This is a genomic window from Pseudomonadota bacterium (assembly GCA_039193195.1).
Lineage (GTDB): Bacteria > Pseudomonadota > Gammaproteobacteria > Steroidobacterales > JBCBZW01 > JBCBZW01.
The window spans coordinates 7,257-23,369 of the sequence record JBCCWS010000031.1 but is presented as its reverse complement, the minus strand read 5'-3'; the positions used below and the strand labels follow the sequence as shown (position 1 = coordinate 23,369).

Sequence of the window (16,113 nt, the reverse complement as noted above, 5' to 3'; positions counted from 1 at the left end):
GAGCTGGTCGTCGCCGGAGCTCGCGATGATCGTGTCGTTGCCCGCGCCACCGTCGGCGATCAGCGTGGCGCCGCCGCTCACGGTGATGTAGTCGTTGCCCTCACCGCCGTTAGCTACGACCGTAAGACCACTGCCCTCCAGGGCCTTGACCACGATGTCGTCGTTGCCGTCGCCGGCATTCACCACGATAGTGCCGACGTTGAGGTACTCCTCCTCGAAGCCGAGGTACTTCACCCGCGTGACGATGCCGTCCTCGGACTCCACCTGGGTGATCTCGAAGCGCTCATCGCCACCGTCCGTGTTGACGTTGCGTCGGTCGCCGGCGCGATCGCCCATGTTCAGGGTCAGGGTGCCGCCCGTGGCGAGGGCCCCGGCGGCATCGGGCGCGACGGGGTCGTCCATCAGGCGCGCCCCGGTCTCGCCATTGGCGAGGATCACCTGCTCGACGTTGGACTGGTCGACGAGCACCGGTGGCTCCACCGGCGGACACTCGATGGAGAAGTCGGCGATGGTCGCACTGAACAGTTCGAACTCGTCGGAGAAGATCGTGACCTCGCCGATGAGGGGAACATCGATGCCCACCCAGAGAAACGCGGCCAGGCCGACGTCCACGGTGCCACCGATATCGAAGATGCACTGCGGACCGAGCAGAAAACGCTCGCCGATCTCGTCGACGCGCATGCGTCCGTCGTCGTTCGGGTCGGCGAGGTCGAAGCCGATCGTGGCCTCCACGCCGCCGACGACACCGACTTCGACCAGGCCACCGATGCCCAGGGAGGCGCCCGCCTCGATGCCGGCGGAGATGTAGGCCTCGTCCGGGTCGTCGCCGTCGCCGGGGGTCGGATCATCGACGATGAAGAAGCCGTTGAAGATATCGGCGACATCGTCCGTCTCCAGGAACTCGATGATGCCCACCGTATCGAAGCCGAAGGCGAAGTCGATGCCGATGCTGACCCCGCCACCTAAGAACGCATTGAGGCCGGGGAAGATCGGGAAACTGGCGCCGAACTCGGCGCCGAGCTCGAAGCTCGGCAAGTCGTAGATGAACAGGTCAACGGGGTTCGATGCGAGGTAGTCGACGTTGCCCAGGAGCAGCTGGAACACCGTGCCCGGGTCCGTGAGCAGGGGGATCTCCAGGCTGCCACTGCCCGTGGTCAGAGTGCGCGAGAAGTTGCTCGTCGCCATGCCGGCACCGGACTGATCGAGGCGCGAGTCGAAGCTGTCGGCGCCGGAGAAGGCATCCATGTCGATGCCGTCCGTATCGGCGTCGTCGCCGACCAGGTCTGCGCTGAGGTCGATGAACTCCAGCCCGTCGAACTCCTCACCGAACACATCCCCGAGGTCGATACCCGTGTTACCGAACACCACGTTCGGCAGCGGGATCATCACGGTGTCCGTGTTGGTCGGGATGGCGTCGATCAGTTCGATGACGAAGGCGATCTGCTCGACGAAGGCCGCGAAGCGAGCGCCGTCTTCGCCCACGGCGACGATGTCGAGGAAGCTTACGTCTTCCCCGGATAGGTCCGACAGCACCGGCAGCGGCGTATTCGCCAGTTCGATCAGGGGCGCGATGGGATCGGTGATGTCCTGGATCACCTCCAGCACCGGCGCCATGAACTCGCTGATGAAGGCGCCCAGGTCCAGGGCCGCATTGCTGATCAGGATCGAGGGGCTCGTCGGGTCGGCCCGGAAGCCCACCCCCACGGTGAAGCTGCCCGAGAACTCCTGGAAGTAGCGGATCTCCGCCTCGATCTCAGGAAACTGGGAACCGCCGCCGAAGCCGATCGCTGCGCTAAAGTCCGCGTCAGCCAGCAGGTCCAGATCGGCGCGGATGACCCGCGCCGTGACGAGGCCGATCTCCGACACCTGATCACCGGTCAGGGACAGGATGATCAGGCGGCCATCTTCGAAGTTATCGGCGACCAGGGGATCCTGGTCCGAGATATCGAGGGCGATGGTGCCCTCGATACGGCTGGCGCCATCCGTATCGACGATCTCCTCCAGCGTCGCCTCGAGGATGCCGATCACGGCATTGGCGGAGAAGTCATCGGGCAGGGAGGCGCTGACGTTGAACTGCGCCTCGTCGCCGAGGATGTCGAGGTACAGGTAGGAGTCGCCGAACTCGACCCCGTCCGCACTCACCACCACCGGGTCGGCGTAGAAGCCAATGCCGAGGTCGAGGAGGTAGTCCATGACCACCTCGATGCCACCATCCACCTCGAAGGCAAAGCCCGGGATAGCCGCTTGGAAGTCCAGGGGGATTTCGAAGGTTGCGATCACGTCCGCCAGGCTGAGGTTCAGCTGGATCTCGCGATCGGTCACCAGCACCCCGATCTGGCTGGCCGCGTTCACGTTCACCAGCAGGCGCTGGATATCGCCGTCGAGGTCCTCGTCGTCGACGAGGAAGGGATCGAGCACCTGGTCGGTGAGGAAGTCGTCGAGGGCGGTGGCGATGGCCTCCAGCACATCGATCTCACCGGCTGTGTCACGGCTCACGTCCGCGTCGTCCACCAGGGCGTCCAGCGCGCTCCAGTGGTCGTCGTTCAAGACGTCGAAGCGCTCGCCCTCGGCGAGGCCGATGAAGGCCCCGAGCTCGGCCGCGAAGGCCGGGACGCTGAACTCCGTGCGCAGGGTGACCAGTTGCCCCAGGGAGTCGAAGAGCACCTGTTGCAACAGCTCGATCGTGCTCGGATTCCCGGCGTCGGCGAGCGCCTCTTGCAACGGTGCGAGCACCGCGTCGCGCAGGTCGCCGATGAAGCCCGAGGCCGCCTCGAAGCCGTCCCCCACCACCGGCACGTCCACGGCGAGGCCGCTGCCGAGCAGATCCTGCAGACCTTCGAACAAGCCGTCGATGGAGTCGACGATGAAGGTCGGATCGTTGACCAGGCCGATGATGCTGATGCTGGCCGCCAGGTCCGGCGCATCGAACTCGGCCACGGACAGGCTGATCCCGTCCGTGACGCTGGTATCCAGTGCCCCCGTGAAGGTCAGAACGTTGTCTACCTGGAAGTCGTCCGTGTACCCGCCGACGGGCAAGGCCTCGGTGGGGAAGTACAGGGGTAAGGCGGCGCTAAAGATGAGATTCGGCGTGACCAGGGTGAAGCCGACGTCCTCCACCACGTAGAGGTCCGCCACCGCGTCGCCGTCCTCGCCGTCGACGTCCACCTCGCTCAGGGCAGCCGTCGCCCCGGCCGTGTCGACCAGTACGCCGAAGGCAGGCTCGCCCGCGTTCGCCGATTCGATCGTCGCGCTGCCCTCGCGCACGAACAGACCGAACTCGCCGAGGGGGGTCTCCAGGGCCGCCGTGAACTCGAGTCCCTCCCCCGTGGCGCCGAGATTGACGCCAGCGCCGAAGTCATCGCCCAGGAGCACGCGCGGGCCGACCCCGGTCAGATCCGACAGATCCAGACCGATCGTGCCGTCGAGGCTAATATCGGCCCCGAGGGTGAGCGTGCCGCCCGCACCCACGGCGAGGAAGCTGTCGAGGAAGTCCGCAAACTCCTCGAAGGGCGCCGGCAGCGCGCCCAGGGCCGCCAGATCGAAATCGAGGGGCAGCTCGAGATCGAGCAGGTCCAGCTGCAGGTCGAGATCGAGCACCACGATGCCGGCGTCGAGCACGTCGTCGTCGTCCGTATCCACCTGCACGAAGCGCAGGGGTGTCTCACCGAACCAGTCGCCGAGCACGCCGTCGGTGAGCGCCTCGTTCAGCTCGTCCAGATCGCCGTCCTGAAACTCGACCCGGTAGTTCTCGCCCTCCCTGGCAAAGCGCACGGTCACGGCGGGGATCGTGGCCAGGGCGGCAACGATCTGTGCCTGCACGTCGGTGAGCTGTACGTCCAGACCGAACAGATCCGTCAGGGACTGCCCGAGCAGGGGAATGTCCGAGGTGAGCAGATCCGATTCGAACAACCCGCCTGCCCCCGCGTCCACACCGATGGACAGCAGGGCACCGAAATCCAGGTTCACGCCCAGGATGAACTCGCCACCCTCGCCGGGATCGGTCGGGTCGAAGTCGAGGTTCTGGTAGATGATCACCGGCTGGAAGGAGTTCAGGGCGGCGGCCAGCTCCTCCGGAATCGGGTTATCAGGATCAGTACTCAGGAACAGGGGCAAAAAGACATCGATGCTGATCGTGGCGTCGAAGTCCAGGCCGTCGATGAAGGCCCCGAAGCCGCCGTCGTCCGTGAGCGCCTGCAGATTCACCTGCGCCGGCGCGTTGGCAAGACCTAAGGTCCCTGTCAGGGCGATCTCGCCGAAGGTCTCCTCGTCGATATTGCCGATGGCGATGCCGACCCCGCCCAGGGAGACCTCCACCACCAGCTCGGTCACCGCCAGCTCCACCGCACCGGACACCTCATTCAGGCTGAGAACGATGTCATCGAGAGCGAAGTTCGAGAAGTCTGCTACGTCGGCGGCGAGGCCCACGTCGAAGAGCAGGCCCGCATTGATGCCCACATCGCCCATGAAGTCGGCGTCGAAGCCCACGCCATCGCCAGCGAAGCCGATCAGCTCCTGCAGCTGCGCATCGCCGAGGATCGGCTCCAGCCACGCCTCGAGGTCCGCCGCTAGGGACTCGAGGGAGATGTCCTCGAAGGTCACGCCAAAGTCGGCGTCGAAGATCACGTCGAAGAACAGGGACTGAGCGCCCGCATCGTAGCCGGCGATGAAGCGGAAGGGGCCGAGATCCACACCGCCATCGAAGCTGCCCAGCTGCGTGTCGACGATCCAGTCCACGAGCTGCGAGAGGCTCGGGAAATTCAGGAAGACGTCGGCGACGTCGAGGCGGATCGCATCGAAGGACACGGGCACCTCGGGAAGGCCGAGGAGCAACTGGAAGTCGTCCAGGTAGTCGCGGATATCGAAGCCGTCGAGGGTGATGCTGAACAGCTCCGGCAGCAGGCCGTCGAAGTTCGGCAGATCGAGATCGAGGCTGAGACCGAAGTCCGTATTGAGGGTGAACAGCAGGTAGTCGAGGAAGACGCTGAAGTCCGCATCGAGGGTCAGGCCCGAGAGATCCACCTCCGGGAAGCGCAGGTCCAACTGGGCGAGGAGTGCATCGAAGTTGAGGACGATGTAGATCTCGGCCAGGTAGTCGGTCCAGTTGCCGAGGGAGAGGAAGTCGCTCGGCAGGTCGAGGGCCGGGAACAGCTCGGACAGGCGGGCCGCCAGCGCGTCCCAATCCGCCTGCAGATCGACGTCGAAGTCGACGCCGAGATCCAGCAGATCCGCCAGCTCCGTCACAAAGCCTTCGATGTTGAAGCCGAAGGGGCCGAAGGCGCCGAGTTCTAGGGCGAACAGATCGACGAAGCGCCCGATCACCGCCTCAAGATCAAAGAGATCCGTTAGGCCGCCGAAGATATCATCGAGGGTGATGCCCCCGGGCAGGGTGAAGTCGAGATCATCGAGGTTAGGACGCAGGTCCGCCAGCGGCTCGACGATGTCGAGGATCGTGTCCACCAGCAGCGAGATATCCAGATCGACGCTCGCATCGATCGGGAAGGCAGCGAACAGATCCAGACCGAGCAGATCCGTCAGGTTGTCGAAGGCGCCGGACAGATCGACCTCGCCCGTGTCCACGTCCGGGGTGATGAACGCCGAGTAGTCGGTGGTGAGGCGCACCAGCAAAGCGGCCAGGAAGATATCAAATTCCGCCTCCACCTGCAGATCCAGGCCTTCCAGCCCCAGCGCTTCCTGCAGGGCGTCGAACTGGAGCAGGACCAGAATCTCCTCCGCCCGCGCGCGCCAGCTGTCGAGGTTGAGATCGCCGTCGACGATCGACGAGTCGAAGCGATCGTTCAGCAGCTGCGCCAGCGCATCCCAGTCCGCCTGGTCGTCGACATCGAAGTCGACCTCGCCGATCAGGGCTGCCAGGCCCGCGAGTTCGTCCTCCACGTCGAAGATCATGGGGAAGAGCTCGGGATTCTCGATCAGCAGCACGGGACGGCCGAACTGATCGATGTCGACGCCACCGATATCGGCGGAGATCGGCAGCACGGCGAAGCTCTCGCCCGTGAGCGAGAAGGCGAGGTCGCCCAGGGAGTCGCCGATCACGAAGCTCAGGGGCTCATCCAGCGTGAGTCCTGCCACGATGTCGATCAGCCCGTTGACGATGCCGACATCGATCACGTCCCCGTCCGGTCCGAAGGCCAGAGAGAACTCGAGATCCGAGAGTTCGATCTCGCCGTCGGCCTCGAAGCGGTCCACCGTGAGGAAGGCGTCGTCACCGGAGAAGCCGTTGCCGTCGAGGGCGTCGGCGAGACGGATCCCAGCCGAGGCGGCGGCGGCGACCGCGCCGGTGACCGTCACCTGCGTGGAGCCGGCGAGACTGACACCCAGGCCATCCGCGCTACTACCGATGAGATCGGTGATCGCCGTGACCGCGTCGATGCCGCTCAGCACGCCGTCCTCGCCGACCAGCGCCTCCTCGAAGTCCGCCAACGACACGGTGGTGGCGGCGGAGCCCTCCGCGTCCACCTCGAGGTCGAGGCGGATCTCCTCCAGGTCGGCGAAGTAACCGCCGCTCAAGGTGAAGGGACCCAAGGCCAGAGAACCGGTGAGGTTGCCGAGCTTCACCTCCACCAGGTAATCGATCAGCTGACCGAGCGTGGGCAGATCACGGAACAGGTTGTCGACGTCCACACGGATGGCGTCGAAGCTCACGGGCACCTCGGGCAGGTCCAGCAGCGCAGCGAAGGCCGGCAGGTAATCGCGGATATCGAAGCCGTCGAGCCCCAAGCTCACCAGTTCGGGCAGCAGGCCGGTGAAGTCCGGCACCTCAAGATCGATGTCCACGCCGAAGTCGGCGGCGAGCACGGCGGCCAGGCGACTCAGGAAGGGGCCGATCTCGAGGTCGATATCGAAGCCGTCCGGCAGGTCGATCCCGATGTTCAGCGCGATCGCCTCGAAGCGCAGGAGCACGAACAGCTCGGCGATCACCGACTGCCAGTTGCCGAGGGACAGGTTCAGGCCGTCGAGACTGGGGAACAGGTCCTCCAGGTACGCGGCGAGGGCATCCCAATCCGCATCGAGGGTGAAGTCGAAGGGGTTGTCGAGGTCGAGCAGATCCTGGAGCTCGATACCGAACCCGGTGATGTCGAAGCCCAGCGCACCGAAGTCGACGCCATCGACGGCAAACAGGTCGAAGAACTCGATGGCCGGCGTGGCGAAGTCGAGGAGGTTGCCGATCTCGGCGAAGAACTCGTCCAGGCCCACGTCCGGTAGGTCGAAGGGCAGATCCGCGAAGTCAACGGCAGCGCTGGCCAGGGGCTCGAGAATGTCGAGCAGGGTCATGCGCAGCTCGGTCAGGTCGAGGTCGACGGTCACCGCGAGCTGCGAGGGATCGGCGAAGACATCCGGGTTGCTGATCAGCAGCACCGGCGAACCGAGACTGCTGAAGTCCGCGCCGTTGATCTCCAGCTGCAGCGGCAGGGTGGCCTCGGCCGATGCCTGCGTGCGCCAGACCACCTCGCCCTCGCCCAGATCCCCCGGTGGCGGGCCGGCGAGGTAGTCCGCGATGCTGCCGTCCGCCAGGGTGTAGCGGCCGAGGTCTGCCTCCAGGGCGATCCCCGCCAGCAGCAGCACCTCACCGCCCTCCACGCCCAGGCGCACGGCATCCGCGAAGTTGATCTCGGTCAACAACTCGGATAGGCGTAAGGATGCGATGGCATCGAAGGCATCCACCTCGAGGAAGACATCGTCGCTGCCGGCCTGGGTCTGGTCATCGCCGTCGAGCAGATCACTGAGGGAGACACCGACGCTGGTCTCGGCAGCGAGTCCCGCCAGCGCCGTGACGAAGCTCGAGCCGGTGAGCTCCAGATCCAGAGAGTCGAAGCCGTCGCCGAGCAGGGCCGCCACATCGGCGTCTGACCCCAACTCGCCGAGCACGGACGTCAGCGCATCGGCCAGATCCGTGAGCGTAACCAGGGAGGACAGCTCGCCGGTCGCGTCGAAGGCCACATCGAGGCGAAGCTCCTCGACATCGGCGAAATAACCGCCGCCCAGGGTGAAAGGCCCTAGCTCCAGATCGCTGAACACGGTGGCGAAATGGAACTCGCCGAGGAAATCGATCAGGCCGCCGAGGGTCGGCACCCGATAGAGCAGCGCTTCGATCTCGCCGCGGATGGCGTCGAAGCTCAGGGGGGCATCGGGCAGTTCGAGCAGACCGGCGAAGGCCTCCAGGTACTCGCGGATGTCGAAGTCGGGTAGCTGCAGGCTGAGCAGCTCAGCAAAGAGCCCCGACAGGTCCGGCGCCTGGAGATCGAGATCCAGGCCGAAATCCGTGTTGAAGTGGAAGGCCAGGCGCGCCAGGAAGTCGCCGATATCCCCCACCACGAACTCGCCGAGGTCGATATCGAACTCACCGAGATCAAGGGCCGGCAGATCCAGGGCGAGGCTCAGGGCCTCGAAGTTCAGCAGCGTGTAGATCTCGGCGAAGTAATCGGTCCAGTTGCCGAGGCTGAGCGTGATGCCGTCGAGATCCAGGTGCGGGAACAGCGCCGCCAGGCGTTCCCGCAGCGCTTCCCAGTCGCCGGGCAGGTTGAAGTCGAACTCCACACCCAGGTTGAGCAGCTCGCCGAGTTCCAGCCCGAACAGGGAAATGTCGAAGCCGAACAGGTCGACGGTGCCGAAGTCCGGCACCTCCAGCGCGAACAGATCGAGGAACGCCAGCGTAGGCGCCTCCAGATCGAACAGTTCGGCGACGCCGGCGAACAGCTCCGCCAGCCCGATGTCCGGCAGATCGAAGGGCAGCAGATCGACGTCCGGCACCAGCTCGGCGAGGCTCGCCAGCATTTCGAGCAGCGTGTCCTGCAGGGCCGTGAGATCGATATCTACACTGACCGACGGATCGATCTCGTCGAATACGTTGACATCATCAACGAAGAGGATAGGCGATCCCAGTTCGCTAGCGTCGAAGTTTTCTGCGGAAACGCTCAGCGGCAACGCGGCGTTGAAGGCGCCCGTGAGCGCCCCACTGCCCGCGAGGGAAAGACCGGCCAGATTGCTGAAACCCTCGCCGAGTTCGCCGAGGCTGATGAGGCCATCTTCGTTCTCATCGAAGGCCTCGTTGATCACCGAGGCGAGGGCCAGACCCGCCGTGACATCGAGCAGGCCGTCGGCGACACCGACGCTGACATCACCGGCGAAATTGATCGAGAAGTCCACCGCGTCCGCACGCAGGCGGCCGTCGACCTCCAGAGCGCGCAGATCCAGGTACAGGTCGTCGTCCGTGAGCGCCTCGGACGCGTCGATCAGATCGGTGAGGTCGATCACCGCGGAAAGGTCGACGAGGACGTTGCCTTCCACCGTGACATCCGTACTGCCCGACAGGGAGACACCGAGATCTCCTGCCTCAGCGCCGATAAGGTCGAGGACGGCCTGGGCCCCACCGACATCGCCGAGCAGCCCACTGTCGTTGGGATCATCGGCATCGCCGACCAGAGCGGTGACCAGATCCGCTTCGCTGAAGCTGTCCGAAGCCTGCCCATCCGCTTCGATCAGCAGATCGATGCGCAAGGCCTTGACGCCGTCTTCGACGAAGAACCCACCGGCCAGGGAGAGGGGACCCAAGTCCAGTTCCCCGGAGAAGGTGGTGAGCTGCGTATTGGTGATGTAGCGCAGGAGACCCGACAGCGTGGGCAGGCTGCCGAGGGCATCGCCCAGCTCGATACGAATGTCGTCCAGGTTAACGGGCAGCTCAGCCAGTCCCAGCAGCGCCTGCAGGGCCTCGTAGTAGTCCCGGATATCGAAGTCTGCCTCGAGGCCGAGGGACGACAGGTCGATGCCGTTGAGACTCAGGTAGCTCGCGATCTCGGCCAGGTACTCACTCGGATCGAAGCTCGGCAGATCGATGTCGACGTCGAAGAGATCTTCCAGGGCCGCTGCCAAGGCGGCGAGATCGTCCCCCAGGGGATCGATGACACCGAGCAGGGCGGCCAGATCCGCTTCGAAGTCGGCCACCTCGAAGGTGAAGGCGGCGATCAGGTCGTAGAAATCGGTGATGGAACCTGCGAAATCCAGGAGATTGCCGAGATCGGCGAGGATGGCGCCAAGGCCCGTCTGGGGAATCTCGAAGGGGAAGTCCACGCCGTCGAAGTTCAGATCGGCCAGGGGCGCGAACAGCGATTGGAGATTCGTCTCTAGGGCGCCGATATCCAGGTCGATCAGCACCTCAAGGGCAGACAGATCCAGGGCGTCCTCGCTGGACAAGGTGAGGATGGGCGAGCCGAAGGTGGCGCCAAGGTCGAGATCACCGCCGACCGTCGCCCCCAGGGGCAAAGTGGCGTCAAAGGCGGCGACGAGGTCGAACTGCAGCTCATCGATCCACTGATCGACCGTCTCGGTGATGCTCTGGCCCGTGCTGGCGAAGTTCAGCGTCGGGGCATCGGTGAGCGGCACGCTGGCGCGGAAGGACGCATCCCCGCCAAGGATGGTCACACGATCCGCATCGGAGAAGCGCAGCTCGACATCGATCCCGTCGAGATCGAGACTGACCGTGGGCGTGAGCTCGGCGACATCGACGGTCACGTCATCAACGCCCACAGCGGTGGCGTCATCCCCGTCCAGGGCTTCGCTCAGATCCACGGCCACGTCGACGGCAAGGGCAACTTCGCCGCCGAGCACCACCTCATCGATCGAGAGAGATCCCACGTCGGCAAAGTCCACATCACCGAGTCCTGGGATGCTGGCGAACACCTCGTCGGAGCGCAGCGGCTGCAGCAGCTCGTTGAGCAGGGACTGCACGTCCCCTTCGCTGACGTCGGTGACCAGCTCGGTAGCGAGATTCACCTCCAGTCCGAGATTGAGCGCTTGCGTATCGGCGTTGTAGGCCGCCGTCACCGCGACGCCTTCGAAGTCTGCTGAGGCGCTCAGGGATGGCAGATAAACATCAGCCAGGTACTGCAGCAGGAGATCCACGCTGGCGCCGTCCGCCAACACGCCTTCCGCCGCTGCGATGAGCGTCGCGAGGTCCGCATCCGGGTCCTCGCCCGTGAGGGAAGCGAGCACGTCGGTGATCGTCCGGACATCGAAGATCACGCCGAGGGCGCTACCGATCTGATCGACGAAGCCTGTGATCGACAGCTCGTCGACGGCGATCCGCGCGATGTACGAGAGGAACGGCCCGTAGGTGTCGATGTCCCCCTGCAGGTCTTCCCCGGTCAGGGATGCCGAGGGGTCGCCGGTGATCTGCGCTACCAGGGCGTCGAAGTCGGCGTCGCCGGCGAAGCGCAGGTTCAGGGCGCCGGCAAGCTGATCCCAGTTGCTGAGCGCCGCCGTATCGAAGTCGGCGATCAGATCCAGGGCAGCGCCGAGGTTGGCGTTGCTGACGAAGTCGATCACTGCCCCTTCGACGGCCGGCAGATCGACCGCCCCGGCGATCTCACCCACCTGGGGGAGATAGAGGTTGGCGTCGAAGTTCTCTGGCAGTGTGTTCGGGTCCAGGCCCAGATCGAAGACCCGGTTGAGCTCGTCGATCAACGCGGTGACGTCGGCCTGCGCGTCGGCGTCGTAAGCGGCCCCCAGCCCCAAGGCGTCACCGAGCAGCGCCGCCCCGTTGGCAAGGTCGAAGCTGTCGCCGAGGAGGAGCGAGAACTCAGCGAAGAAATCCGATAGGTTCGCTACAGACAGAACGCCCGCATCGATACCCACCAATGCGCCTGCGGCATCCAAATGCGCCTGGTTGTTCAGGTCAAATGTGAAGTCGATGCCCGCCAACTCGGCGATGACATTAGCGTTCTGGGTGATGAAGTTCGGCTGCAGCAGGCCCGTGATGTGCCACGCGTAAAGCGGCAGATTCGTAGCACTGAGCGTGCCGACAAAGTCCGTGAGGGCGACGCCCGCCTCCGCCTCCACTTCGTTGATCTGCACCTGGATCGCGAGGAGCTCATCAAGATCCGTGATATCAACATCGATCGAGGGCTCCACGGCTTGCTCACCCGCGAGCGGCTGATTCAACCAGCGGAACACCTCGGGCAGGAACTGCACGAGGTTATCCGGCGTGAGATCCTCACCGAGCAGCCGCCCGTCCGCCTGCAGGGCGCTCTCGAGGACATCCACATCTTGCGCGTTTGCCGCATCGAAGCTGCGACCGCCCGTGAGCGTGTAGCTAGCCGTAATCGCATCGGTGTTATCAGCGATGTAGTTCGAATCGAGGCGATTGAGGATCGTCCAGGTGAAGTCGTCGAAGTTCGCGGGACGGTTCTGGGCGTCCGGCTCGATGCGCAGGCCGCCATCGATGCGAATACCGTAGGACGCCTCGATGTAGAGCTGTAGGTCGCGTCGATCCTGGTCGTTCTCCAGGTCGAAAACCTCGGCCGCGGCGAGCAGGCTCGTATAGCGCGTGTCGCCGATCGCATCGAAGAGCAGATCTTCGAGGCTCGTGGTCTCCTCGTTCAGCCAATCGTTGACCTGCACCAGCACGAGCTGGATGTTGCTCGGGCTGAGGTTACCGTCGGTGAACTGCAGGTCCGGGAATTCCTCGCCCAAGGCCGCGGCAAGTAAATCCAGGTGATCGACGTTATCCGGGTCGAAGCCGCCGGCATCGGTGATCCCCAGGGCGTCAGCGATCGCCTGAGCGTTGTCCGCGAGGAAGTTAGGTTGATTGAAATCGAATACGGCCCAGGCGTAGGACGCCACGTTCTCCGCCACCAGACTCACGCCAAGGGGCGAGGTCGGCGGCGCCGGGCTCTCGCCGGAGTACTCGGGGAAGACGATGTCCTCGAGGAGCAGTTGGAGCACACGCATGCTCACGGTGAACTCGCCGCTGCCGTCTGGCGCGGTGAAGAGCGCATCGCGAATCGTCGCGTAGAGCGCGCCCACTTCGCTCTCGCGCCCCTCAGTGGTCCACGGGTTGAAGTTGCCGTCTGCGTCTGGCCCTTGCAGCAGGCCGTCGATGAAGGGCAAATACTCCACCAATGACTCGGCGCTGAGCACCGCGCCGTCGGGGAAGATCTCGAAGCCGAAGGCGTTCTCTAGCTCCGATTGCAGCGCCTGGAGGGTGGCTGGCTCGTCGACATCGAAGGTCGGGTCGATCTGCAGGCCGAGGGTCTCGCCGAGTTCGATCAGGCTGTTGCTGAGCCAGTCAGGCTGGTAGATGCGGAACAGCTGCCACTCGAAGGCGTCGGGCACGTTGTCCGCATCGAGCTGCGAGATAATCTCCGACCCGTACCGCGCCGACAGCTCCACCTGCAGGGCCGCCAGATCCGTCGGCGACTGGGGATCGAAGCTGTCCAGTCCCAGCGCCAGGGCGATCTGGTCGGCCTGCAAATCGGCGAACAGCAACTCTCCGTAGAGGCTGGTGCTAGCTTCGGAAATCGATAGCAGATCAGCACCGTCGACGCGTCCGTCAGAACTCTCCAACGTGCGCGCAAGGCGCGCCATATCGCCCAAGGAACGCGTGTCGTAGACCTGCGCCAGTTCGCTCTGAAAGTCGTAGTCGACACCGACCAACCCCAACGCCTGGCCGAGGAACTCGCCCACGTTGGTCGACGTGATCGTGCCCGGATCGAGCGCCAGCGCGGAGGCCAGGGCCTCGCGATGTTCCTCGAGGGCGAAGTTGAAGGGGAAACCCTCGCCCAAGCCGATGGCCTCACCGATCGCCAGCAGCTGATCGTCCGCGTCGTCGCGGATCAGCTCGAAGATGCTCCACGCGTAGTTCACCACGTTGTCAGCACCCAGGCCGGTGACGAACACCTCGGGGAAACGCCCGAGCACGAAGCTCTCGAGCGAATTGCGCGCGTCTGCATCTGCGGGATCGAAGTCGCCCGCAAAGCCGATAGTGTCAGCGACGGCCGGATAGTCATCCACGCCCAGCAGAAGTTCAAGACCCAGGGCTTGGGCCAGGGACGGGATGAACTCGCCCAGCGTATCGGCGGTGAGCCCCTCGCCCACGTACAGATCCAGCTCTGCCAGGGCAGCTTCGATCGAGGCGAGCTGATCGGCATCGCTGCGCAGGAATCCTACGATGCTACTCAGCGCATCGACGTTCTCCTGCCGGCCTAACAACTCAGTCAGGTTGCCATTCAGGTACTCCAGCAGCTCGCTGCGGAAGGCATCGAAGGTCGCCTCGGACAGGTCCGCGAAAGACTCCCCAAGGGCACCTTCAAGGGCCGTTCGCAGGGCCGGAATGTCACCAGTGATGTCGAAGACGCCAAGGCGCAGAGCTTCGCCGAGCAGATCCAGGCTGGCCTCGAGGGAGAAGACCAGGGCGGCGTAGGCCTCAGCTTCGCTCGCCACCTCCAGACCCAACTCCGCGGCCAGGGCGGCGATCTGCGGCAGGCTGGTGAGGTCGATCTGCTCCCCGGCCGCGAGGCCGATCAGCGAACCGATGCTGTCCAGACTCTCCCCAGGATCGAAGGTGAGTGCGTTGCCGAGCAGTTGCCAGACTTCGTTGCGGTAGGGGCTGAAGTCGAAGTTGGCGCCGACGGTTTCCGTGATGGTGTCCGGGAATCGCTCGTTGATGAGGCTGGCGAGCGCCTCGTTGTCCGCCGCGGAACCGGGATCGAACGGCAGATCGTCAGCGCGGGCGTCATCGGCATTGCTGAGCAGATCGCCGATGGGGTCGGCCAGCGCGGTGAAACTGAACAGATTGCCTGCCACCAGGCTCGCGATGTACGGCCGATACTCGGTGTAATCGAAGCCCTCGGTGGTGAGGCCGAGGTCGAACTCACCGTTGAGGGTATCGACGAGTCTCGAGATGTGCTCGGGTGCCTCCGGCTGGAAGGCACCGAGGCCGATCAGGCGCCCGATCTCGGCGTCGAGGTCATTGAGATCGAAGGTGAAGGCGTCTACTAGGCGGAACAGATCTTCCGCCGCGTCCTGAAGGTCTAGCACGCTCTGCAGCGGCTGGAACAGGTCGCGCAGCTGCTCCTCACCCACGGGCAGATCCACGGGCAGCTCGGCGAAAAGATCGAACACTGCGAGCAAGGGCTCCAGGGCCGCCAGCAGGCCCTCACGCACCTCATCGCTGTCGAGATCGAGCTCGTCCTCGCCGTCGAGTACGCCCTTGAAACTCGCGAACGCCTCCCCGCTCGCCAGCGCCGATTTGGCGACATCGCCTACCTGGTACTCGAGGTCCCAGTCGCCACCGAGGGCGGCGTGACCCGTGAGATCCTCGGAGGCGGCGACGTCGGCACCTGTGGCCTGCGCCAGCAGCTGAACAAAGCGCTCTCCGACCGGGTCCCCCGCCAGTTCGCAACCGTAGAGGTAGAGATCTGCTCCGGGCTGCAGGGCATCGCCCCACTCGTTCAGGGCCGAGCGGTAACGATCAATTTCGTTGGCATTGAGGGTGGTGGCGCCGAGGCGAAGCTGCCCGACTGTGCCGTGACTGAAGATGTGCAGGGCGCCCACCGCGTCGTAGCGGGCCAGCACCGAATTGATCTGAGCCACGCCGTCCGTGTCCGGATCGAGCACCGTGACGACGACCTCCGCATCGACCGCGCTCGCCTGCGTTACGCGGGCCTCGATCGCCTCCAGCAGGCTCTCGTAGTCATCGATGGCCCCATCGACAAAGACCAGCGAGGGCGACGGCGCCTCGACGATCGGCGCGGCCAGGGCCGGCAGAGGCGCCAACCAGTCGACGTCCGCCTCGGGCAGGGGCGCGTCACTGGCCCCCTCGCCCGCAGGCACGGGCGCGTTCGCGGCCGGAGCATCGCTGGTGAGGGATGCGCGCGCGGCGTCGAGATCGAACCACTCGACCGGTACGGCCGAGTGGATCGTGGGCGGCTCAGCGCTGCCCTCGCCTGCGGACGGCGCCTCGGCAGGCTCGTCGACGCCTGCTTCCTCGCCTGGCACCGCGCTGGCTGGGATCTCATCGCCCGGCGCTGGCGCTGGGTCGTTGAAGGTGATGAGCGGGTCCGCGGGCGGCGCGATCCCGACGGCGGCCGGTGCCTCGGGTAGGTGTGCCTGGAGACGCTCTGCAGAGGTCGGGTCGAGGCCGGCGGCGGCGTCGAGTTGAGCAACGGTGAGTTGTTCTACGTCGGCGGCGAGCAGCGCCGCATCAGCAGAGAGGAGCAGGCGTGGCTCCAGCGCCTCGAACTGCCACGGCTCGGCGGGGGCACAGCTCGGCGGCGCCAGGCGTCGAGCGAAGAAATCACGCAGCGACCGGGCCCGTGCCAC

The 16,113-nt window shown here is 65.1% G+C and carries 1 protein-coding gene (cut by a window edge); it reads right to left on the bottom strand.

Annotated elements, in window-relative coordinates; genetic code table 11:
- Positions 1 to 16,113, bottom strand: the 5' portion of a protein-coding gene (locus AAGA68_19600; GenBank protein MEM9387273.1) for a DUF4347 domain-containing protein. Its footprint begins 13,884 nt before the window's first position; the window shows 16,113 of its 29,997 coding nt (coding positions 1-16,113); it begins with the start codon at positions 16,111 to 16,113; the stop codon falls past the left edge of the window.